General features: G+C 61.1%; 23 protein-coding genes. 7 read left to right on the top strand and 16 right to left on the bottom strand.

Features of this window, described 5'->3' with window-relative positions; all coding sequences use genetic code 11:
* Positions 1 to 25 precede the first annotated feature (25 nt).
* The 4 genes from thpR to I6E04_RS08265 form a co-directional block, all read right to left on the bottom strand.
* A complete protein-coding gene (gene thpR, locus I6E04_RS08250) occupies positions 26 to 556 on the bottom strand; it encodes an RNA 2',3'-cyclic phosphodiesterase (RefSeq protein ID WP_235422716.1) in 531 nt (176 codons plus the stop codon).
* Between the two features lie 74 nt (positions 557 to 630).
* Entirely contained in the window at positions 631 to 960 is a 330-nt protein-coding gene (locus I6E04_RS08255) for a helix-turn-helix domain-containing protein (RefSeq protein ID WP_235422717.1), read from the bottom strand.
* Between the two features lie 182 nt (positions 961 to 1,142).
* A complete protein-coding gene (locus I6E04_RS08260) occupies positions 1,143 to 2,072 on the bottom strand; it encodes an aldo/keto reductase (protein ID WP_235422718.1) in 930 nt (309 codons plus the stop codon).
* Between the two features lie 117 nt (positions 2,073 to 2,189).
* Complete coding sequence (locus I6E04_RS08265; protein WP_235422719.1) at positions 2,190 to 3,062, bottom strand: patatin-like phospholipase family protein; 873 nt, start codon at positions 3,060 to 3,062, stop codon at positions 2,190 to 2,192.
* A 273-nt stretch (positions 3,063 to 3,335) separates the two neighbouring features.
* Here I6E04_RS08265 and I6E04_RS08270 point away from each other — a divergent pair, with 273 nt between their 5' ends.
* The gene (locus I6E04_RS08270) at positions 3,336 to 3,596 is read left to right on the top strand and encodes a hypothetical protein (protein WP_235422720.1); all 261 of its coding nucleotides are present in this window, start codon (positions 3,336 to 3,338) and stop codon (positions 3,594 to 3,596) included.
* Positions 3,597 to 3,717: 121 nt separating this feature from the next.
* Here the strand turns inward: I6E04_RS08270 and I6E04_RS08275 are convergent, their stop codons facing one another.
* Complete coding sequence (locus tag I6E04_RS08275) at positions 3,718 to 4,503, bottom strand: class I SAM-dependent methyltransferase (RefSeq protein ID WP_235422721.1); 786 nt, start codon at positions 4,501 to 4,503, stop codon at positions 3,718 to 3,720.
* A gap of 274 nt (positions 4,504 to 4,777) precedes the next feature.
* Between I6E04_RS08275 and I6E04_RS08280 the strand changes: the two genes are divergently transcribed.
* A complete protein-coding gene (locus tag I6E04_RS08280) occupies positions 4,778 to 5,071 on the top strand; it encodes a hypothetical protein (protein ID WP_235422722.1) in 294 nt (97 codons plus the stop codon).
* Positions 5,072 to 5,210: 139 nt separating this feature from the next.
* Here the strand turns inward: I6E04_RS08280 and I6E04_RS08285 are convergent, their stop codons facing one another.
* The 3 genes from I6E04_RS08285 to I6E04_RS08295 form a co-directional block, all read right to left on the bottom strand.
* Positions 5,211 to 6,839 (bottom strand): MFS transporter, encoded by a 1,629-nt coding sequence (locus tag I6E04_RS08285; protein WP_235422723.1) that lies wholly within the window; start codon positions 6,837 to 6,839, stop codon positions 5,211 to 5,213.
* 112 nt (positions 6,840 to 6,951) lie between these two features.
* Positions 6,952 to 7,917: a choloylglycine hydrolase gene (gene bsh / locus I6E04_RS08290; RefSeq protein ID WP_235422724.1), complete on the bottom strand. Its 966-nt coding sequence runs from the start codon at positions 7,915 to 7,917 to the stop codon at positions 6,952 to 6,954.
* Between the two features lie 658 nt (positions 7,918 to 8,575).
* Positions 8,576 to 10,732 carry a Tex family protein gene (locus I6E04_RS08295; protein WP_235422725.1) on the bottom strand — a complete coding sequence of 719 codons (2,157 nt, stop codon included), beginning with the start codon at positions 10,730 to 10,732 and terminating at the stop codon, positions 8,576 to 8,578.
* Between the two features lie 145 nt (positions 10,733 to 10,877).
* Here I6E04_RS08295 and I6E04_RS08300 point away from each other — a divergent pair, with 145 nt between their 5' ends.
* Both I6E04_RS08300 and I6E04_RS08305 read left to right on the top strand, forming a co-directional pair.
* Positions 10,878 to 11,639, top strand: coding sequence for a class I SAM-dependent methyltransferase (locus I6E04_RS08300; protein ID WP_235422726.1), 762 nt, complete (start codon positions 10,878 to 10,880; stop codon positions 11,637 to 11,639).
* A 153-nt stretch (positions 11,640 to 11,792) separates the two neighbouring features.
* On the top strand, positions 11,793 to 13,184 hold the full coding sequence (locus I6E04_RS08305) for a hypothetical protein (protein ID WP_235422727.1): 1,392 nt from the start codon (positions 11,793 to 11,795) through the stop codon (positions 13,182 to 13,184).
* Positions 13,185 to 13,286: 102 nt separating this feature from the next.
* On the opposite strand, the gene prfH is transcribed toward I6E04_RS08305, so the two are convergent.
* Positions 13,287 to 13,892: a peptide chain release factor H gene (prfH, locus tag I6E04_RS08310; RefSeq protein ID WP_235422728.1), complete on the bottom strand. Its 606-nt coding sequence runs from the start codon at positions 13,890 to 13,892 to the stop codon at positions 13,287 to 13,289.
* 11 nt (positions 13,893 to 13,903) lie between these two features.
* Positions 13,904 to 15,049, bottom strand: coding sequence for an RtcB family protein (locus I6E04_RS08315; RefSeq protein WP_235422729.1), 1,146 nt, complete (start codon positions 15,047 to 15,049; stop codon positions 13,904 to 13,906).
* 237 nt (positions 15,050 to 15,286) lie between these two features.
* Here I6E04_RS08315 and I6E04_RS08320 point away from each other — a divergent pair, with 237 nt between their 5' ends.
* Both I6E04_RS08320 and I6E04_RS08325 read left to right on the top strand, forming a co-directional pair.
* Positions 15,287 to 16,489: an RtcB family protein gene (locus I6E04_RS08320; protein ID WP_235422730.1), complete on the top strand. Its 1,203-nt coding sequence runs from the start codon at positions 15,287 to 15,289 to the stop codon at positions 16,487 to 16,489.
* 83 nt (positions 16,490 to 16,572) lie between these two features.
* Complete coding sequence (locus tag I6E04_RS08325) at positions 16,573 to 17,646, top strand: helix-turn-helix transcriptional regulator (RefSeq protein ID WP_235422731.1); 1,074 nt, start codon at positions 16,573 to 16,575, stop codon at positions 17,644 to 17,646.
* Positions 17,647 to 17,683: 37 nt separating this feature from the next.
* Here I6E04_RS08325 and I6E04_RS08330 read toward each other — a convergent pair whose 3' ends face one another.
* The 6 genes from I6E04_RS08330 to I6E04_RS08355 form a co-directional block, all read right to left on the bottom strand.
* Positions 17,684 to 18,868 (bottom strand): PD-(D/E)XK nuclease family protein, encoded by a 1,185-nt coding sequence (locus tag I6E04_RS08330; RefSeq protein WP_235422732.1) that lies wholly within the window; start codon positions 18,866 to 18,868, stop codon positions 17,684 to 17,686.
* Between the two features lie 52 nt (positions 18,869 to 18,920).
* Positions 18,921 to 19,205, bottom strand: coding sequence for a type II toxin-antitoxin system RelE/ParE family toxin (locus I6E04_RS08335; protein ID WP_235422733.1), 285 nt, complete (start codon positions 19,203 to 19,205; stop codon positions 18,921 to 18,923).
* Entirely contained in the window at positions 19,198 to 19,476 is a 279-nt protein-coding gene (locus I6E04_RS08340; RefSeq protein ID WP_204813539.1) for a hypothetical protein, read from the bottom strand. The genes I6E04_RS08335 and I6E04_RS08340 overlap by 8 nt, the downstream gene beginning before the upstream one ends.
* 122 nt (positions 19,477 to 19,598) lie before the next feature.
* Entirely contained in the window at positions 19,599 to 20,303 is a 705-nt protein-coding gene (locus I6E04_RS08345; protein WP_235422734.1) for a hypothetical protein, read from the bottom strand.
* Positions 20,304 to 20,327: 24 nt separating this feature from the next.
* A complete protein-coding gene (locus I6E04_RS08350) occupies positions 20,328 to 21,149 on the bottom strand; it encodes a phosphoribosyltransferase (protein ID WP_235422735.1) in 822 nt (273 codons plus the stop codon).
* Between the two features lie 4 nt (positions 21,150 to 21,153).
* Positions 21,154 to 21,540 carry a type II toxin-antitoxin system death-on-curing family toxin gene (locus I6E04_RS08355; protein WP_235422736.1) on the bottom strand — a complete coding sequence of 129 codons (387 nt, stop codon included), beginning with the start codon at positions 21,538 to 21,540 and terminating at the stop codon, positions 21,154 to 21,156.
* A 222-nt stretch (positions 21,541 to 21,762) separates the two neighbouring features.
* On the opposite strand from I6E04_RS08355, the gene I6E04_RS08360 reads away from it, so the two are divergent.
* Positions 21,763 to 22,902 (top strand): hypothetical protein, encoded by a 1,140-nt coding sequence (locus tag I6E04_RS08360; RefSeq protein ID WP_235422737.1) that lies wholly within the window; start codon positions 21,763 to 21,765, stop codon positions 22,900 to 22,902.
* Position 22,903: the final 1 nt, after the last annotated feature.

Consider the following 22,903-nt stretch of genomic DNA (forward strand, 5'->3'; position numbering starts at 1 on the left):
GACGTTCATGTAGCAGGTGTGAGGACTATCGCCCGAGCTCGACGGTGTAGAGCGGCTTATACGTCGCGCCCGACTGGTCGAGCGTGCTTTTGAACAGCGTAGCGCGCGTAAGCTCGCATGGCTCGGGAAACACCAGCCCGTCGAGTCCGGAGCGCGGGATGCGCGCACGACGCGCGAGCGTGACATGGGGCATAAACGGCTTGTCGTCGAACGAAAGTCCCTGGTCGCGCAGGCGATCGCGCACGCAGGCGGCCGCCTCCATGAGCGCGGGGGCCTGCGCGATACCGAGCCACAGCGTCGCATCGCTCGCGCGACCGAACTTGCCCAGCCCGGTCGCCGCACACGGTATCGGGCAAAGGCCCGAGCACGCCTCATCGAGCGCGTCGATGGCGCGGCGTGCGTCATCCTCGCCGATATCGCCTAAAAACGCGATGGTGATGTGGTAGTTTTCCGCCGGCATAAAGCGCCCGGGCACCGCGGCGGACAGCTGTCGAGCCAACCGAACGGTATCATCGATGAACCGATCCGGCAGCTCGAACGCGACGAACGCCCTCACCGTATCTCCTTGTCCTTTGCGCCCTGTCGTGCGGCACAAAATGGGTTGAAACGAACACGTCCCGATTCAACCCGTTACTCCGCCGCGGCCTCCGCCTTCATCGACTTCGCCTGTCGAAACGCCAGAACATCGGCGAGTTTCACGCTGCGATGATGATTGAGGCCCAAACGGATGCCGGGAAGCTCCCCGCGATCGAGCATGCGCGTCACCGTGCGACGCGAGACGCCGAGGATCTCGGCGGCCTGACCGGTGGTGATCACCGTCTCGCCCGAGGCGTCAGCCGCCGGGGCGACATCATATCCAAGGCCTGCGGCCAGGGTCACGATGAAATCGTATTCTTTGCGACTGAGCTCATGACGTCCACCCTCGGGATCGATTAGGGCGGGTCCCAGATTCTCGGGCATAGCTCCTCCTCGCTCACAAAGCCGACGTCTCGATTGTATGACGCACGACCCTACCGAACAGGTAGACTTCTGCCAACGGGGCAAAGCGGCCACGTGAGCGCGACGAATGTCCCAAAAGGGGCCAGGAGAAAATTGGGACACGGCAGCCAGGCCGCCGTGTCCCCAATCCCATGCGGGAGGCCTTACTCCATGTCGAGGGGCATCTTGTAAGACGGAGCCGGGAAGGCGCGGCTGATGAGCGCGAGATCCTCGTCGGTCAGCTCAATCCGGTCGGCGGCGGCGTTCTCGAGCGTGTGCTCGGGACGCGAACTGCGCGGAATGGCGATCGTGTCACCACCGCGGATGTCCCACGCGAGCACGACCTGCGGAATCGTCGCGTTGTGACGGCGCGCCACCTCGGCGAGCTCCGGCGAGTCGAACAGGCGACCGCGCAGCGTGCCGGCCTGCGCGAGCGGGCAATACGCCATGAGTGCGACGTCGTGGTCGCGCATCCACGGCAGCAGATCGTACTCGATGCCGCGGGACGCGGGATGGTAGAGCACCTGGTTGACCTGGCAGTTGCTACCGCCCGGCACGCGCCAGAGCTCCTCCATCTCGTCGGTGTCCAGGTTCGAGACGCCCCAGGCGCGGATCTTGCCCTCCGCGACGAGCTCCTCCATGCAGGCGACCGTCTCGGCGAGCGGCACGGGGCCCATCCAGTGCAGCAGGTACAGGTCGAGGTAGTCGACCCCCAGGTTATCGAGGGTGTTGTCGCAGCTCTCGAAGATGTCGGGGCGCCCGGCGTTGCTCGGAAGCACCTTGGAGACGATGAACAGCTCCTCGCGGTCGAGCGTCTTGGCAAGCGAGCCGTCCTCGTCGCGCAGCGGGCCGCCCGCAACCGAGGTGCCGTCGAGCGCGTCGCAGATCAGGCGCTCGCTCCGGCCGTTGCCGTACATCTCGGCCGTATCGATGAGCGTCATGCCCGCGCGCACGCCGGCGCGCAGCGCGAGCGCCTCGCGATCGTGCGTGGCACGGCTGTCGCCCAGATACCACGTCCCCTGCCCCAGCGCCGGCACTCGATCGCCGTTCGCCAAGGTGACGGTATGACGCTGCGTGGTAACGAAATCGGACATGGTGGCACTCCTCATCTACCCGGTCGTCCCGTGTGGTTTCCATGCCACAACGTAGCACGGAACGCAACCGCGCACCATGGTTCGCGGAACAGGAGTGCCCGCACCCGCACGCGGGGCTTACGCGAGATAGTCCATGAGCGCCGCAAGCTCCCGCTCGGCATCCGTGCGGCCGATCCGATACGCATGCTCGAGTATCTCGGGGTCGCGCACCACCATGGGCATCTGGACCGACTCGCTCGGACGGATCACGAAGACCTTGCCCGCGCGCTCGAGCCCGGCGAGCTCCTCCTCGCACTTGTTATAGCGAACATGCCGATCGGCAAGGAGCTCCACGAGCTTGGGATAACGGCGAAGCCACACGCGCAGCAGCGGCATCAGGCTGTTGGGCTGCTTGACGAAGCCCGCCGGTTGGGTGAGCACCACGACCGTGCGGTCGTAGCCCTGCTCGAGCATCCAACGGAACGGCACGGAATCGGCCACGCCGCCGTCGAGCAGGCGCCTGCCCTCGAGCTCGACGGGATGCGACACCATGGGGATGGAGGCTGAGGCGCGGATCCACTCGATATCGCCCACATCGCCCGGACCGAGGTCGTGGTAGACCGCCTCGCCGGTGTCGATGTCGGTGGCGACCACCGTGAAGCGCATGGGGTTGGCGGCAAACGTCTCGCTGTCGAACACGTCGAGTTTCCAGGGCAGCTCCCCGTAGGCGAAGTCGCGGCTGAACAGGTCGCCTTTGAAGATCCAGTTGCGCAAGCTGCAGTAACGCGGATCGGCGCAGTACTTCTTGTTGTAGCGCAGCGTGCGCCCGATCTGCAGGGACTTGAAGTTGCAGCCGAACGTGGCGCCCGCCGACACGCCCACGGTCGCATCGGCCGTGATGCCGTGCTCCATCCACACGTCGAGCACGCCCGCCGTGTAGATGCCGCGAAACCCGCCGCCCTCGAGCACCACGCCGACGGTCGGCGTCTCGCCTGCCTTCCGATACCCCATCTGTCCGTCCTTTCCGATATCACGAAGGACAGTATAGCCCCGTGGCGGGCCGGGAGCGCAAAGGGGTGGCCACCGCATCGGCGACCACCCCATGGAAAGCATCTTCGACAAGTCTGCGACAGGTTTGCACCCGGCCCCATCTTGTCGCGACAAGTTTGTACCTGGCACCATCTTGTCGCATTTGGCTATATATTCGCGCGAAGGCGGGCGCGTATGATGGGCTGTATCGTCGGGGCCGCCCGGCGACACCCGCTCGCTTTGCCGGAGGTCCCCATGCCCTTGGAATACGCATCGATCGCGCTCGGCGTCGTCGCCATCCTGCTCGGATTCAGCCCGATCATCCCCACGCAGGTGCTGGGCGTCGTGCTCGGCATCGCGGGCATCGTCGCCTCGCGGCGCGCCCGCAAGGCGGACTACCGCAAGGACCTGCCCGCAACCGTCGGGTTCGTCTGTTCGATCGCCGGCATCGTGGTCAGCGCCGTCACGCCGCTGTTCGCCCTTATCATCGCCGCGGCGCAGGGTGCCATCGGCTAACCCGGGCGACAAGTTTGTACCTGGCACCATCTTGTCGGGGCGAGTTTGCGACAAGTTTGAACCCGGCCCCATCTTGTCCCATCTTGTCGCGACAAGTTTGCACCTGGCACCATCTTGTCGCTTAGCGCGGCAAGACGATGCAGTCGTAGCGGACCGCCTTGCCGGCGACCGTGTGGCTCGGCTTGACGCCGGCGAGCTGTGGGCCCTTCACCGGCCGCTTGATGACGACCTTGCGCGGGCGGGCGGCACGGGCGGCCTCGAGCAAAAGCTCCGGGTCCGCGCACGGTCGCTCCAGGTGATGCAGAAGCTGGAACTTCTTCTTGACGGCGGCGCTTTTGGTCCGCTCGGGAAACATCGGATCGAGATAGACGACGTCGGGGTTCTCCCCCGCTTGCGCCATGCGACGTAGGCCCTCGATGCTGTCGCCCTCCACCAGCCACATGCGGCAGACGATGCCGGCAAGATCCGAGTCGTCCTCGGCACGGCGCAGCGCATCGGCGAGCAGCGCCGCGATCACGCGGTCGCGCTCGAACAGCGTCACGGTAAAACCCGCCGCCGCCAGCAAAAGCGCATCGGCACCCAGACCCGCCGTGGCATCCACCGCCGTCGGCGCGTCGACACCCTTGACCTTGGCCGCACGCACCAGCAGCTCACGGGAGAGGTTCGCGGGCTTCAGGCGCGGCAGCATGTCGCGCAGATCGGCGCACAGCGCCATGGACCCGTCGGTGAGGGTCAGCCCGTCGCCGCCCAGCTCCAAGCGCAGCGGATACGCGGATAGATCGTCGCCCTCGTCCAGCAGCGACACCCCGAGATGCTCGGCAAGCCGCACCGCCGCCCCTCCGTCGGCATCGGCACGCACGACGACCGCGAGCTTGTCGCGAAGCGCGTCTTCCGTCCTGTCGTCCATCGATGCCTCCCGTTCGGTCCTCCACTCCGCAACCATGCGGCCTCCCAGCAAGCATACGACGTGTTTCGCCGCCAACGACGCACCGCATCCATTTTCCACCCCGTTTCCGAGTGGACACTCGTTGGAGTTCGACCGGCCGCACGCTCCTCGCCTATCGCACTGCGGCACAATGGAAGCATCGGGCCGGCGCCCGAGCGCACGCGATCGCGTCAATGCGAGCCGCCCGCGACGAAGCCACCCGGCCCGTCGCACATCATGGACACGAGGAGCAGCTATGTCGAGCAGGAAGCCATCGGCCAAGACCAAGCAGATCGCCGCCTTCAAGGCGCAGTCCGGCGGGCTCGACGACCTGTTCGCGCGCGAGGAACAGCACCGCGAGGACCTCGCCGCCAAACGCGACGAGGCCCTCTATCGCAAAGCGTGTGCGTCCAAGAACCGCTACGCGACCCGCGCCGAGGCCGAGGAGACGATCCGCCTGTGCGAGGCGCACGGCACGCGCGGTCTGCACTGCTACAAATGCGACTACTGCGGCGGTTGGCACCTGACGTCCAAGCCGCAGCGGCGATAACGCGAACGCCGGGGCGGACCGCAAAGCGTCCCGTCCCGGCGTCCTACCGACATCGGCAACCCTGCTCGCCGACGACCGGTCTTCTCGGCACCGACGCCGGCCCCCTGCCGGACGGCATCGGTTCACCTGCTATCGGGTATCAGCCCTCCTGCTTGCCAAACGTCCTGATCGCCGGCGTGGTCGCCAAACCGAGCAGCACGATCACCGCACCCACGGCGTAGGCGATGCGTGTGGACTCGAAGCGGGCCTGAGCTTGGGCCTTGACGAGCGCCTGGCGCTCGACGGGCGACATGGGTATGTCCTTGATCTGCGACTCGAACTCGGCATCGCTGCCCAGATCGATCGTCATGCCTGCGAGCTCCCGCTTGACCGCGGACGACACCGACGGATCCGCATCGACCTTGGCGCGGACCGAGCTCGTGATACCGAACAGCAGGATCGCGCCGAGCAGCGCCACGCCGATCGCCTGGCCGACGTTGCGCATGGTGGTCTGGATGCCGCCGGACTGCGACGCCTCGCGCTCGGGCAGGGCGAGCGCCACGATGTTGCTCGCGTGCGACGACACAGTACCCGCGCCGACGCCCGCCATGAACGCACCGAGGTAGACGCCGAGCGTGCTGCACCCGTCGATGGTGACCGCTAACGCCATGATGCCGAGCGCGAGCGCCATGGCCACATAGCCCGTCTGGATCACGCGGCGCGGGTTGGCGCGCGGCAGCAGCTTGGGGATGCCGAGCGCGAGCGCGAAGGTCGGCACGCCGGTCACGATCGAAATGGTGCCCACGTCGATGGGCGACCAGCCCGCCACGAGCTGCAGGTACGGTGCCATGAGGATGGACTGCGCGCCCATGAAGAAAAACGTGAGGGCATTTGCCACCAGGCCCGCAAGGACTTGAGGCGTCTTGAGGAACGCGCTCGGCAACAGCGCGATGCCGTTTTTACGCTCGACCTCGCCCTCGACGTGCACGAGCAGCGCGAGCACCACCAGGCCGCACGCGATGAGCGGCAGGGCCGGCGAAATGCCGAAGATCGTGAACGGGCAGCCGGACAGCGGGGTGACGAGGCCCCACGACGAGATGCCGGACATGCCGATGAGGAACATGAACAGGCCGGAGGCGGCAAGCGCCACACCCATGCCGTCGAATTTGAGCTTCTCGTCGACCTGATGCGTATCGGGCAGGGTGAGCGAGATGACGAACACCGTCACGAAGTAGACGCCGAGCGTGAGGAAGGTCGCCCGCATGCCCGCGGTCTCCATGACGACGCCCAGGATGAGCGGCAGCACCGCCGACAGGCCGGACGCCGCGCCGATGCAGCCGAACGCCACCATGCGGTTGCGCCCGCGGTAGAGCAGCGGGATCAAACCGAGCACGGACGGGATCATGAAGCTCGCGCCGAATCCGACGAGCACGCGCCCGACCCAGATGAACATCGTCATGTTGGGCGCGAAGGCCAAGGAGACCTCGCCCGCCGCGCACAATAGCGTGCCGATACGGAAGCTCTTCTTCCATCCGATGATGGTGCCGGCAAGGCCGCCGGCGATCATGAACGCGCCGCCGACAAGCGGATAGACCATGTTGGCGAGCTGGATCTCGGAGGTCGTGGCGCCCAGCTCATGCGTGAGCGCCGACGTGGCGAGCGACAGCGCGCCGTTGTCGCCCGTGGCGCCCATCTGGGCGAGGATGAGGATGACGATGGGAAGCACGAGGAACTTCTCGGCTCCCGCCGGCTTGGTATGGCCGGGATGCGCGATGGTTGCTGAATGCATGATCGCTCCTTTGTTCGGTATGCGGCCACCTCCCCCAGCAGGGGCGACATAGCATCTGGCCGGGGGTTCGGCGGCATCGGGATCGAGGGGATGGGGGTATGGTGGGAGGTGGCTAGGCCGCAGGCTCCGCGATGATGGGCGCGGAACCGGAAAGGTCGCAGGCAGCCAACGGGTAGGCGCGGATCTGCGGGTCGTCATAGGTGGCGTGGTAGTACGTGAGGGTCTTCGCGGCAAAGCAGCTCGTGTAGAGTGTCTTTTCGTACGAACCGTCGGCCATGCGGGCACATCCTTCGGGCACGGCCACCGAGCCGAGCGTGCGGAACAGGCGCGTGACGTTGTCCGCCTCGTCCTCCTGCTTGGGATAGTGGCTGTTCACGAAGGCAACCTTGACGAAGCGCGACGGACCGCTGTAGTCGCCCGGCGTCCCTTGCATCCCCAAGCCCGAACCGAAGGGCGTGAGGTCGGCGGCGTCCCACGCGGTATGCGCCGGCGCATCGTCGGACAGCACGAGGTAGTTGCGCAGGTTCTGGCGTTGCCAGCCGAAATCCGGCTCGTTGGTGAGCACGTCGACGTCGTCTTCCCACACGCGCAGACCATCTTCCATGCACTCCACGACGACGCTGCCGGTGGCATCGCCGACGATCCAATGGAGGTTGGCGACCGGCAGCTGCTCGTTGACCGGCTTGGCGACGACCGTCACATCCGCGAGCGCGCGACGGACCTCATCGAGGGTCGAGAAGTTACGGGCGACCCAATACGGGAACTCGTAGGCGGCGACGTTGACGGAACCCTCCACGGGCTCTGCCGCATAGCGCGCCGACTGGGGGAAGTTCAGGCCCGCCACGGCAAGCCCCGCGTCGTTGCCGCAGTCGAAGTACAGCGGGATACCGGCGACGACGATACCCATGCCGATCACGGCATGACCGCGCGCAGGGTCGCCCGGGCGATCGAACGCCGACGGCACGGTCGCGGCAGGGGGCGTCACCACCACCCGCTCGCCATAGCCCTGCGTCCAATCGAGGTTACGGCCAAAGAACATGTTGCCTGCCGTGTCGGTGAAGCGGATGCCCGTGCACATGGGGCGACCCCTTTCCTGCCCGCGCGGCACGTTGCCGCCGACCGGGCACCTGGGTGATAGATACCGCTCTATTACCCATCGGTGTTATAGGGATTTATGAAGGCAGGCTTAAGACCTCTTACGCTTTACAAAAGCGGTCAGTTGGGGACGTGTTCGTTTCAACCCCTCATGGGTCAGTTGGGGACGTGTTCGTTTCAACCCTTTTGACTGTATCCGTTTCGTCCGTCTTACGCACCTTGGCGGCGACAAATGGGCTCTCACTGCACATGCGGGCTTGCAGGCGCGCGCTACGGAGGGGCTCCGAGGCGCCCGTCGCGTTTATGGTTCGGTTTTAGACGGGTCTGTTAAGTATACAAACCTATTCGTACAAGTTTTACCTGCGGTTTTCTCGGTTCAAGACGACTAGCTACTCTGAGATGCCCACCAAAACCGAACCATAAACAGGACTATCGTTTTTCTCACCCTTGAATTGGTGAGAATTGTCCGCTTTGTCCGTCTATCAAACGGGTCCGTTGGGGACGTACGTTGGGGACGTGTTCGTTTCAACCCCTCATGGGTCCGTTGGGGACGTGTTCGTTTCAACCCATTCTTTCGGCTTGCGTATGCGCCGCCGAAAAAGACGGCGGCGATGCCCGCTTTGGACATCGCCGCCGCACCGTTACTTGCCCTTCACCATGGTGAGCGAGATCTTTCCGCGCTCGCGGTCCACGCGCTCGACCCACACCTTCACCGTATCGCCCACGGCCACCACATCGCTCGGATGCTTGACGAAGCGCGTCGAGAGCTTGGAGATGTGCACGAGGCCGTCCTGGTGCACGCCCACGTCCACGAACGCACCGAAGTCGACCACGTTGCGCACGGTACCGGTGAGCTCCATGCCGGGCTGCAGATCGTCGATGGAAAGCGCCGCGCGGCTGAACACGACCTCCGGCGCATCGTCACGCGGGTCGCGGCCGGGCTTTTTAAGCTCGTCGAGGATATCGAACAATGTGAGCAGGCCGCACCCCAGCTCGCCGGCGAGTGCGGAGACGCTGCCCACGCGCTGCTCGATGTCGGGAACACCGCCTGCGGCAAGATCCGTCGGCGCCACGTCGGCGCGGCGCAGCACCTCGCGCGCCACGGCGTAGCTCTCCGGATGCACCGCGGTCGCATCGAGCGGATTGGCGCCACCGGCGATGCGCAAAAAGCCCGCCGCGTTCTGGAACGCCTTGGGACCGAGCTTGGGCACCTCCTTGAGCTGACGGCGGTCGGTAAACGCGCCGTGCTCCTCGCGATAGGCCACGATGTTGTGGGCGACCGTCGGCGTGATGCCCGAGACGTACGCGAGCAGGCTCGCGCTCGCGGTGTTCACGTCCACGCCCACGCGGTTCACGACGTCCTCCACCACGTGCCCGAGCGTGCGCGAAAGCTCCGTCTGGTCAAGGTCGTGCTGATACTGTCCCACACCGATGGACTGCGGCGGGATCTTGACGAGCTCGGCGAGCGGATCCTGCAGACGCCGGCCCAGGCTCATGGCACCGCGCGTGGTCACGTCCAGGTCCGGATACTCGCGGCTTGCGAGCTCGCTCGCGGAATACACGGAGGCACCGGCTTCGTTCACGATGGTGTAGCGCAGCTCAGGCGCCGTTTCCGCGATGAAGCCCGAGACGACCTCTTCCGTCTCGCGGCTCGCCGTGCCGTTGCCGATCACGATGGTGTTGATGCCGTAGCGCTTCACCAGACGCGCCAGCTCGCGCTTCGTACCGGCAACATCGCGGCGCGGCGGCGTGGGGTACACGACACCGTGGTCGAGCAACTTGCCCGTCTCGTCGAGCACGGCCACCTTGCAGCCGGTGCGGTAGCCGGGATCGAGCGAGATGATGCGCGCCCCGCGCACCGGACGGGCGGACAGCAGGCTCTCGAGGTTCTTGGCAAAGACGCGGATCGCCTCGGTCTGCGCACGCACGGTCAGACGGGCACGCAGCTCGCGCTCGAGCGAGGGGGCCATGAGGCGCCTGTAGCCGTCGGCGACCGCGGCGTCGAGCACCGGCGCGAACCCTCCCTGGCGGCGCGGCCACCGGCTTCCCAGACGAGCGACCGCCTCCTGCGCGTCCACGCCCACGCGCACGCGAAGCTTGCCCTCACGCTCGCCGCGGTCGATCGCGAGGATGCGGTGGTTGGGGATCTTTCGCGCCGGCTCGGAGAAGTCGTAGTAGGGCTCGTAGGGCGTCTTCTCGTCGGCATCAACCGCGACGGCGACGATCTCACCCGTATTCTCGGTGAACGAGCGCAGGTCGGCGACGTTCTCCGGGTCCTCGGCCACGGTCTCGGCGACGATGTCCTGCGCGCCGGCGAGCGCCTTCTCCGGCGTGTCGTAGCCGGCTTCCGCCGCCTCGGGCGTCACGAAGGGAGCCGCCGCCTCGAGCGGCGAGCCCTTGGAGGTAACCTGCATGATGATCATGTTCGCGAGCGGCTCGAGCCCCGCCTCGCGCGCCTTCTGCGCGCGCGTCTGGCGCTTCTTGCGGTAGGGTTTGTAGAGGTCCTCCACGCGCTGCAGCTGCGCGGCGGCGCGGATCTCGGCTTCGAGCTCCGGCGTGAGCTTGCCCTGCGCGCCGATGAGCAGGATGACATCCTCTTTGCGCTGCTCGAGATTCCGCAGGTAGGTAAGACGATCGTCGAGCGTGCGCAGCGCGACGTCGTCCATGCCGCCCGTGGCCTCCTTGCGGTAGCGCGCGATGAACGGGATGGTGTTCCCCTCGTCGATGAGCGCGACGGCGGCCTCGACGGCAGCGGGCTTGAGGTTCAGCTCTTGCGCGAGCGCGGCGATGATATCCATGGACGGACTCCGGTTCGGTCGGGTGCAGAAGCCGAATAAGGATACCCGCCCGCCCGGACAAGAGCAAACCCGCATGACGGAACAAATGTAAAATAACCCCAGGGGTTATTTTACATTCCAACCACGCAGAAGGCAGAGGTCCACCGTGAACATCACCTGGAACGCCGCGGACTACGCGAAGAATTTCTCGTTCGTGCCCTCCTATGGCGCGTCGGTCATCGACCTCATCGACATAAAGCCCGGCGCGCGCTGCCTTGATCTGGGCTGCGGCAACGGAACGCTTACCCACGAGCTCGCACAGCGCGGCCTCGATGCGTTCGGCATGGACGCGTCGCCCGACATGGTCGAGCTGGCGCGCCGCAACCATCCCGACCTGAGGTTCATACTCGGCGATGCCACATCCTTCGTGCTCGAGAGTCCGGTCGACGTGGTATTCTCGAACGCAGTGCTCCACTGGATCGACCGTGAACGGCAAGGTGAGGCGCTGGAGCACATCGCATCCGCGTTGGTGCCGGAGGGTCAGTTCGTGTTCGAATGCGGCGGCCGCGGCTGCGGTGGGCGCGTCCATGCCGCACTGGCACAGGCCTTCGAGCGGCACGGCCTTGCCTACGAGCTGCCGTTTTTCTTCCCCACCATCGGCGAATACGCATCGCTCGTCGAGGCAGCGGGCATGCGCATCACCGATGCGGTCCTCTTTGACCGGCCGACCGCACTCGAGGGGACCGACGGCATGGCCGACTGGATCCGCATGTTCGTCAAGCGACCGTTCGAGGGCGTGCCGGCGCCACTCGGCGACGAGATCATCGCCGAGGCGGTCGAGACACTGCGTCCGAACATGCTCCACGGCGACACGTGGTATGTCGACTACGTCCGCCTTCGCATGCGCGCCGTCAAGCACGCCGGCTAAAACAGGCGAACGCACAGAGCAGACCCAGCTGTCGCAGCTCCGCGTCCGAACGCAACTACGGCCCCGCACGCTGCAACACCACAGCAAACCGTCGTCCCGCACGTCGGCGCTATAATGAACGCGTCATCTCGGCATACGACGGGAGGCCGCCACATGTTCCGTATGACCAACCCGCTGCCCTCTTCCGCGATTCCCGCAACGCGCGCAACGGATCATTCGAGCCGGCCCTTCCCCTTTCTTACTACCGCATGCGTGCTGTTCATCTGCGCGGCAGTGGTCGCCCTCACCGGTTGCTCGAACCTCGGCGAGTTCAACGAGCGCGCCATCGTCCGACAAGCGGAGAGCTATTACGCCGAAAAGTATGGCGAGCACGTTGGAGTGGCAGATCTTTGGGAAGACCGCTCCTACCAGCTGTTCGGCTATCGGTCGAGCGGCCAAGCATTCTGCACCATGGAGGACGGTGCCTGCGTGCTCGTGGATTTCGAGGAGGGCGTGGTCGGCGACAACCGGCAGCAGGACGAAATCGTGGCGGCCTATGAAGATCGCTTCCGCAACGCCCTCATGCGCGGAAAACAAGGGCTCGAAGACGCCGGTTGCGATGTCGCGCTCGTACTCGTAAACGGCATCTCGCCCGAAAACGAGGGCTTTTTCGAAGAGAGCATCTCGGTGGAAACCTGGCGGCAGCATGAGGACGCCCCCGAGCAAACAGGCTCGTTCTTCTATGCGCGCTATACGGGCGACGAGCGCTTCTTTGAACAGGAGTCGTCCCGTGTCCATCTGGGAATACCCTCGGTCGAATTCGAGATATCGGGCACGGACGCCGACTACGAGCACGCCTTCCCCACGAACGTCCCCGCCCGTCCGGCCTGGGTCGACCCCATCGACGAGGCGTGCCGATCCCTGCTTCCGCTCACGAACGGCACCCCCGAGACGAAGGTGACCGTCTACCAGAAAGGGTATCGCGATTATGCCCGCATGGAACGTGGGCAGAGCGGGATCCTCGGCGAGCTGAGTCCCTTCGATAACGTCGATGCAGCGGGCAATTGGCTCATCGTCGACTGGGTCTCCTTGGGCAAGGGTATCTACGTCACCTCCGACGAGGCCGGCGTGCGCCTGCGCGCAGACGATGCGACGCTGCATGTAGCCGACAGCTCCTACACCCTCGATGAACTGGTTGAATGCGGCCGCCTTGATGAGCGGGAAAGCCGCACGTACCTGCCCGAGGCCTTTGAAACGTATCGGGTCGAGACCCGTTCCGGCTATTTCGCCTCGCTGCCGGCGCACATCCGTGACAAGGGCTGGTTCAGCGTGAATATCGCTTACGACAACACCGATCCCGAAACGGAACTTGCGCAGCTCGGTATCGATGCCGACGCGCTTACGCCCTCGCTTTATACCGTCAAGATCAACCCCGACGCAGAGGATTCCGAGGACGAGCCTCCCCTCGAGGTGGGCATCATGCGTACCGAGACGTTCCCGAACGGCTTCCAGTACACGAGCACGGCGTTGTTTGAGGATGAACAGCTGATGCTAGCGAGGGCGTAGGCATCGCTGCGCCAACGCCGCAACACCCATGCACATGTAATAAAACCCCTGGGGTTATTTTACACATGGCATGTGTAAAATAACCCCAGGGGTTTTATTACATCATCTGCTATCCAGTGCGAAATCCATTCCGCGGTACACGCGTACGGGATTGCCGCGCTCGAGGTCGGCGTGCGCACGCCATGCAGCATCGCGCTGTCGAGCAGACGCCTCATCCATACGAGCTTGCAAAAGCGGTGCAAGGCGGTGCATGGCCTCCCGCCGGTTCGCGCCCTGCGTGCGCTCGCTCGTGCACGTTACCGTGATCCCACTCGGCTCGTGAATAAGACGCACCCCTGTCTCAACCTTATTGACGTTCTGCCCGCCCGGCCCTCCAGAGTGAAAGCGCTCGAAACGTACATCCTTGGAATCGACTATGATCTCGGGCTTTTCGACCTCGGGAAGGGCACTGCAACCAATGAACCAATTCTTGCGCCTATGGTTTGGCCGAAACGGGCTCTCGCACACCCAAAGGATCGTGCCGCAAAACGCAGAAAGATCCTGCTTGGAAGAAAACGTTATCGACGTAAAACAGTCTTCGTGGCGGGCAGGGTGCGCGTCGACAACCTCTATATCTGGAAACTTCGCTTGCAGAGCCTGGAACACGCCACCAACCGCATAAGCACACTCAAGCGGCCCGCCAATTCCTGACGTTAATTGAAGAATCATGCTTCATCCCGTCACATCCTGTAGTTGTACATCGGCTTTAAGGTATCGATAACATCTACCGTTTCCCCAATAGCGCTACGGATCTGTCCAAGCTCTCGATATGCAAAGGGAGCTTCGTCGAGTGTTTCGGCGGACATCGTGCTACTCCAAATACCACGCATCTCGCGCTTGAATTCAGAAAGCGTATGGCAATCTGCCGCATCGCTCCGCTTGAGAATGCGCCCCGCACCATGAGGGGCGGAGTAGTTCCATGCCTCGTTACCGCGCCCCACGCCCAGAATGATGCCATCGCGCATGTTCGCAGGTATAAGTACGGTTTCTCCCGAGCGCGCAGAAATGGCGCCCTTGCGCAAGATACCGTCGCTTCCAATGAAATTATGGGCGCACGTTATCGTCGTCGAGCCATTCGCCTGAGGCGCCGCCTTCCACTTCATACCCCTCATAATCCGTCGTAACATGGCACGACGGCTCGGCTCGGCGAAGCGACACACAAGGCGCATGTCGGCCAGATACTCGTCGAGCAGATCGCCTTCAAGCCAGACCATCTCTCGCGGCACTTGTACGCCCGCGGCGAAGAGCTTCACCCGTCCCGCCAGCATGTACCAATCGTAGACCTGCGTACCCAAAATGCGACTTCCACTGTGGACCACAAGAAAGACCCTGCCGTCCTGCCCGCGATTCAGTTCGACAAAGTGATTGCCGCCGCCAAGCGTCCCCACAGCGCGAAGTACGCGCTTAACTTGCACATGTTCGCGGCAACATAGACCCTCAAGCAGCTCTTTCGTTTCCAAAATCTCTGTATCGGCGCCCTCTCTCCGCGAATTGCCGGGCAACAGACGCACGTTTTCGCGCACGACCTTATCGAGCCTTGCGAAATCGATACCTCGCTTAACCTTAACCTCGACGGCGGAAATCCCGCAGCCGATGTCGTTGCCCACAAGCGCGGGCAGCACCCTATCTCCTACGGTCATCGTGAGCCCGATCGGCCCCACCTTGCCCGCATGCACATCGGGCATGATGCGAATCCTCGAGCCGGAGCACGCTTCTGTATCGCATATCATCTGGATTTGCGCACGTGCATGGTCGTCGATGACATGCGCGTCACCGCTTACGGTATACACAGTCGCCGCCGCATGGGCGCCCTCTATCTGAATCATCGGCATCCTTTCCAAACTCCGACTTCGCCGCACACGCCCAGCATGCGCCCAAGCAACTCGATATCCACATCCCCGAGGTAAGGCCTCATGCTTATAAAGCCCCTTTCGGAGCGTCTTTCGCAACATGCGTGCATCTGATAGGCGTAGCTTATGGAAGAACATGGGTAAAATTCGTCCCATCAGCTGAGTAAGATGAGGCGTAACGACCTAAACGACATGCCAAGAAATGGAGGCGAGATGTTCGGAATCAAGGGAGCGAACGCCACCGCCACCTGCTACGCCACGCAGATAGAAGATGCCGCCATCGAGCAGATCCGCACCATGTGCGATCAAGAATTCGTGCGCGGCTCGCGTATCGCCATCATGCCCGACGCGCATCCAGGCGCAGGCTGCACCATCGGCACCACCATGACCATCGTCGACAAGGTGGTTCCCAACTTGGTGGGCGTGGACATTGGCTGCGGCATGTACACGGTGAGCCTGGGACGCGAACAACTTGACCTCGCGCGCATCGATGAAGCGTGTCATTTCGTGCCATCGGGCAGGAACATCTGGGACGGGCGCCAGGAGCGCTTCCCTCTTACCGACTTTCGCTGCTACCGGTCACTCAAGGACGCAAAGCGCTTGGGTCGAGCCTTGGGTACACTCGGCGGCGGCAACCACTTCATCGAAATCGACCGAGCACCAGATGGCGAGCAGTTCCTCGTCGTGCATTCCGGCAGCCGAAACCTCGGAACGCAAGTCGCCACGCTGTACCAAAACATCGCCATCGACCTCAACCGCGGCAAAGGCGAGCTCTTCAAGCAGCGCGAAGCGTTGATCGTGCGCTACAAGGCAGAAGGTCGCCGCAGCGAAATCCAACCAGCGCTCAAAGAGCTGAACCGCTCGTTCGAGGCGAAGGAGCTCACCGCACCGGCGGAACTCTGCTGGCTCTACGGCGAATGGCTCGACGACTACCTGCACGACATGGAACTCTGCCAGCAGTTCGCGCGACGCAACCGTGAGCTCATCGCGCGCGTGGTGCTCGAGTGCGCAGGAATCACGCCGGGCGAGTCGTTCCACACCACACACAACTACATCGATACGTCCGAGCGCATCCTGCGCAAGGGCGCTATTGCCGCACACAAGGGCGAGCGCGTGCTCATCCCCATCAACATGCGCGATGGCAGCATCATCGCCACGGGGCGCGGCAATGCGGACTGGAACTGGTCCGCGCCGCACGGTGCGGGACGTCTGTTCTCGCGCACCGAGGCAAAACGGCGGCTGAACATGGAGGACTTCAAAGCCGCCATGGAGGGCATCTACACCACCTCAGTGCGTGAGGGCACACTCGACGAGGCGCCCATGGCGTACAAATCCATCGACGACATCATCGGCCCCATCGCGGATTCCGTGGACATCGAGGCGATCATCAAGCCGATCTACAACTTCAAGGCGTAGGCACCGGAGCTCCCGTGATTCGGCGGCGTACGAGGAAAGCTATAATGCGGCGTAACGGTATCGCTCTAGAGAGGTTGCGTCGCATGAACCCTAAGCAGCCCAAGAAGATGCTCATCCTCGATATCCTCGAGGTGCTGCGCAAGCACTCGGATGCCGATCATCGGCTGAGCCAGCGAGATGTTATCGATCTGCTCGAGCGCGACTTCGGCATGAAAGCAGACCGCAAGGCCATCGCGCGCAACATAGCCGATCTCATCGACGATGGGTACCCGATTGGCTACCGCGAGGTGCCACGTACAACGCGCAATTCCAAGACGGGCGAGGAGCGCACCGCGAATATCGTGACCGATTACTATCTTGAGCACGACTTTACCGATGCGGAACTTCGCCTGCTCATCGACGGCCTTATCTTCTCGCGGCATATCTCCCCCGCCCAACGGCGCGGCCTCATCGATAAGCTTGAGAATCTTTCCAGCAAGTACTTCAAGTCGCACATGACGCACGTGAACGCCATGCCCAAGGACCGCACGGACAACAAGCAGCTCTTCTATACCATCGAGCTGCTCGACGAGGCCATCAGTCGCAAGCGGAAGGTCTCCTTCAAGTACCTCTCCATCGGCACGGACAAGAAGGCGCACCCGCGCTGCCGCCCCGACGGAACCGAGCGCGTCTACGTGTGCACGCCCTACCAGATGGCCGTCAACGAGGGAAAGTACTACCTCATCTGCAACTACGACAAGTACGACGACATCACCAACTACCGGATCGACCGCATCATGGACCTGGAGATCCTTGACGAGCGCGGCAAGCCGTTCAGCTCCCTTGGCAAGGCTGGCGGCAAGAACCTCGACCTCGGCAAGTACATGCGCGAGCACATCCACATGTACGCCGGCGGCACCGCGCGCGTGACGTTTAGGATCGTGCGTCGCATGGCAGGCGACATCGTCGACATCTTTGGCGACGGCGTGCGCTTCTTCAACGAGACGGACGACCACGTGGACGTCGAGGCCTACGTGAACGAGAGCGCCATGGTCCGCTTTGGCCGCAGCAACGCCCCGGACGTGGTGGTGCTGTCGCCGCAGCACCTGGCGGACGAGATTGGCCGGCAACTACATGCGGCTGCGGAGGCGTATGAATTAGAAAAGGAACTGGAGTAGGAGCCATCGTGCTGTGAATCAATTCTCCGCCGCAGCACTATTCTCTTTCTTTATGCAGTCGTGCTATTCTCCGCTTCATCACATACCAATTCAGGGCGGAGAGCGACTTACACGCGTGCCTCTCGAGACCAATGAGGAATTCATCAACGAACTCATCATCACAGAGATCGCGGTGCTCTTTAAAGAAAGTAAGTAACTTGCTGTATGGGATCAAGGTATACTTCGTCCCGCTCACGTGCTCTGAAATAGTAGTTTTTTCATAGTCGGGAACAAACAGGAAAAAGCCAGCATTCTTCGGATGTTCTTTAGACTCATTCTCTACTATTTTTATATAGTTATCGAGCTGTGACTTTGAACCATCAGCACTCAATCCGTTTATTCCGGATCGTATTTTATTTTCAATAACAATGATATTTGTACTGTTTTCGAGCCATAAATCGATATGCTTGTACTCTCTCCTTACTACCCACTCTCCTCCATCTTGCGAGATGCTAGGTCCAAGTACTTCTTTGGCAAACTGGTCAACTACTCCCGTGAAACGAAAGTAATGTGCAAGCAGATTAGAGAACACCAACTCGTCGTACTCCTTGTGAATCACTTCAAGAAACGATTTTCGCGTTAACAGCTCGTCGCCTCCCTTAGCATTGCCTACAGGAAGCATCGATTCATATTGCGGCTTCTCCCAGTTATCCTCGTTTTCGATTATGGAGCGAAGCGTTTCATACCAGTTATTCTGACAAGACGCTAAACCAGTTTCGAGATTGGATTTCGAATAATATCGACGCACTCTTTGAACAAGCTCATGGTTATCAACTTTCCTAGGAAGAGTAAATTCTTCCTTTTTTGGAACGAAATAGTTATCTTCGTCAACAACCCAGATGCGGCCTAGTGATTTGTCAGCTTCGCTTCGATAGGTGTTCCTGCTGAACAAATCTCCGAATGTAATATCTCCAGCTTCAATATTATCGGCAAGAGGAATGGGAAGGATAGGGCCTTTTGCACAGGCAAGCACCTCATACCCCCACTTCCCGAGATAGCGGACAAATAGCACTGCATCTATCTCCTTGTAGCGGGAAATGTCACTCCCATTTGGTATAAACAGATATTTTTTGCCATTAAATGCAGGAAGATAGTTAATCGCTTCATGACCGACGTTTTCGCCTTCATTTAAATATCCGCCTGCAAATAGTTTGCTGACCAAAATTGTTCCATTCGCACTCATAGACCCTCTATTTCTCCTGAGCTGATTCTGGATTCTATTTCCTTAGCGACTCTCACCTGAGCAGCTCGTCATGCGAGCCCGTTCGAGTGAGTACGAGCTGAAGCTCATCCTCGTTGATGCGGTAAATCAAAAGCCAATCGCCCGAGATGTGTAACTCTCGATACCCGTTCCACTCACCCTTGAGTGCGTGATCGCGGTATCGGGTTCTCAGCGCATCCGCATCTTGGGCGACAAGCGTCTGTACCGCTGCCTCGAAGAGGCTCATGTTGTAATGCTTCTTGACCAGCGCCTTGTAGTCGCGCTTGAAGCGCGGGGTACGGAGGATGGACTTAATCATTGAGATCCGCCATGAGGTCTTCGACACTCTCGAACTTCTCGCCTATCCCATGTTCCGCCTCATAGCGCGCCTCGAGGTTCGCCAGACGCTTCTCCGCCTCGCAGAACTCGCGGTAATCGTGAACGCTGATGATGAAGTACGTCGGCTCGCTGTTCTTCAGCACGGTGACGGGGACACCGTCGGCGACCTTCGCAAACTCGGCGCTGGCTCCTCCCCTGCTGAACTTGCTGATGGGAACCATGGTGTCGAGAGGGACGGTAATCTGGCTCATCTGATGCCTCCTATTCACATGTATCTTTTCATGTGAATAGTATACCCAGAGCAGCGCGACATGAGCCATAGATGCTCTCATCAAAATGCGACTCCTCTAGCGTCATACGTCACTCGCCTTGATTACTCAGTAAACAAAGGATTTGAGTCCTTCATCGCAGCCTCGATTCCAAACCTTTCCATGCATGCATCGGAAACAAGAGAGAGGTCATCTCGGAGAATCCGCTGTGTCTCCGCCGGATACCTCACCACTTCATCGCAAAACCTCTTGAAACCCAGCGAACACATTGCCGCAGGCGAAATACTCAGCCCAAAATCCATCTTCCCGCTATCGAAGAACGAATGCTTGAGCTTACACATTTCTCGCTCCATATGCACCCTGGCATCAGAGAACTTCAGTTCAGAGAAAAGGAAGTCGATGTTTGCCTCGGACAGCTGAATCCAATACGGAATCCTAACCGTATCGATGTGCAGGTGCCTGAATAGCGCATCCTGCTCTTCATCCTTAACAATCTTAAACGGCTTTGTGTAGTGGCTGATGTCATCAACCTCAACAATGATTCGCAAGCTCTCTGAGAATGCTGCCGGCTTGACATGCTTTCTTATTTTAAGCACGCCTCCAGCCGACAGCTCTTCTTGGATGGTCTCGGGAATTGGAATGCAGTATCTCCAATCTTTGACGTCTGGAAAGATCGCATATAGGTATTGCGACAGAGGCGAGTGCCGGCGAGAGTCAAAGAATTCGCCACAGAACTTGCGCAGATACTTCCAACGAGCGCTTTCTGCATCTTCGCGAGCGCTCTTCCTTATGTCCTCAAACTTACCCATATCACTTCAGTCCGTCACGTTCGATCAGCCAATCTCTGGCCTGCCAACCAGCGTGAACACGTACACCTCGAGGCTCGGGTTAAGCTTGCCGAGCATGCGGAGAATCTCGTTCAGCGTCGAGCCGGACGTGTTGACGTCATCGACCACCAACACGCTGGCGCCATGCATGTCGCGCAGCTTCTCGTACTGTATAACCTGCTCTTTGTTGAACCCGAGGAAGTTCATGATGTAGGGGCGATACTTCGTCTTGACCGCCTTTGATAGCGAGAAGTACTCCCCTGCGCGGATCGACGGAAGAAGCACTCTCCTTATGTAGCACCTCATCTGGTGATACCTGCTGTCAAAGCCGTGATCGCTCTTGAACGCGTACCGCCGGTCGAACTTCTCCCAATCAAAACCAACCTCCGAAGGCGGTTGCTTCACAAGCTCCAGAGAGACGCCCTCGATCTCATGCGATGTCCATTCGTCAATCTGCTCGACCATCTTATTTACGAGTGGGCTTCGCCCCGAAACGGGATACACGAAGAAGTCGATCGTCGCTAGGTTTACTTGCTCGTTCAGGAGAGCAAGCGGCGCGTTGATGAACTTCCTGAGATAACCCTCTGGGATGACGTTCTGCCCCAATCCCTTGATGTCCTCAAGAAACGCCCGACGGTCCGATGGGCGCGCGTCTGGCTTGAACTCATAGCCAAACCAGTAGGCTCTTCCCTTGAACGTGCCGCGAACGAGCGTCGGCGCTCGAAGGTCAACGACGCTCATGAGGCTCTCGGTGTCCCAATGGTACTGTTTGACACCGTTTTCCACCGTCATGTGCGCAGCGCCGTGATGGCTTCCCGCATCAGCCATAAGTTCACCTTTCACCTGTCTCTTGCCGTACAAAACCGAGCAACTCCCGATAGCCCTTTGACCCGGAGGCGACACCCAAGATGGTGTCGAGAAGATCTCTCGCGGCGGGCCTGAATGCATGCCCTTCCCTACGAAGAAGCACGCCAAGAAGAAGCGCACCGGCACGCTTGTTGCCATCAGTGAACGGATGCTGGGTCACGATCTCAAAACAAAGGCGTGCGATCTTCTCCTCTGGGGTCGGGTAGAGCCCGACGCCGCCGAAGGTCTGCCAGGGTTGTGCGAGCGCTGCGTCAAGCAAGCCTGCATCCCTCAGGCCCATCGAGCCACCAAACCGTTCGATAGCACGCCTATGCAGGGCAAAGGCAATCTCTCTGGAGAACGGCCCCGTCATCTAGCAAGCTCCTCGAAAACGTCCGCATACTCGTCCATGAACTCGTCTGCGTCCTCGATGTAGCCGAAGCCCTTCCCGGCGTCTACGTCGCTCATCGCCCGTCCTTCCCGCAAGTTAAATGAACTCCAAATAGAAAGCTACTGAGGGCTATGGGACAGAAACGACTCATGCTAATCCATACCCTGAGATGTAGTCAGGAAGCCCCCGTACAAAGGAGCAGACATGGATCCGTTCAACCCGGCAACTTTTGCAGAGGGCGTACAGCCCCTCGACGTCCTCGACTTTGTCGACTCCCCCGCTATTCGCACCCACTGGGAGAAAATCGGTTGGAACCCATCTCCCATCGAAGCGTCTTTTATCATCTGGTACAGCCGCAATCGCACGATTGCCGAGAAGCACGCCGCATGGCGCAACCTCATCGAGACCACACCGGACGTCATCTTCCCTAGGCACATGTCGCATCTCAAAGGTGAGAACCTCCATGCGTTCCTTGAGACATACATGCGAGCCCAAGAGCAGCTCCTAAACGACCTTCGCTCGTCGGAGCCTGGAGAGGCGTGTTGTTGGTTCTTCCAAAAGCGCAGGATCAGCAATAGGTACGACGCATACTTGCACCCGTCATTCGAGAGGGCGATCCGCGAGTTGCGCGACTGTATCAACGATAAGGACTGGGGGCTCGACTACGACCGGTTCTTCATCACTAAGCGGCGCTTTGCCGACGACTTCAACGATTGGAGCTGCGACCGCGACGTGAGCGTACTGGTCTCGCCGAATCTGGAGCCCATTGCCTTTGTCTACGAGAACACGTGCCCTCTGACCCAAGAGGAGCATCACATATTTTGGCTTGGTTTTCAGGAGATGTGGTTCAACTTTCCGCTTCCGTTCAAACGGGGCGACATTCTTGTGCGCCGCTCCGGCATCTACTGTGACGAGCGCCGCTTTACCCTGAATCAGGATGCGACGCTCGACCCGACACGGGATGACGATGCGAAGATTCTCAGGCTCCGGAAGGGACACAGCGACCACAGGGACATGCTGGTCCGCGGGCACACGGTTGACGAGAAGAGCGGCGTCGTGCGGTTCCACAACTTCTTTCAAGACCTTCTCTCGCTGGAGCCGTGCGACGGAGAGCTCGAAGGCTTTGAACGGAAGCTTGAGCCGCTGAGTCGCTTTTTCCGTGGGGAGATCGACCTCAAGCGCTGCCTACAGGAGTGCGAGGCGTTGCACGCCCAGGTGCGTGAGGAGCTCGAAGCTAAGCGCAGGAAGGCCCAGCTCAAGGAGGTCCGCCGCATGTACGAGACGCAGTCAGACGAGCTGTGTTATGCCATGTTACCGCTCGAGCTTCTCAACCTTCTCAGATGAT

Source organism: Collinsella tanakaei (assembly GCF_021531055.1).
Lineage (GTDB): Bacteria > Actinomycetota > Coriobacteriia > Coriobacteriales > Coriobacteriaceae > Collinsella > Collinsella tanakaei_B.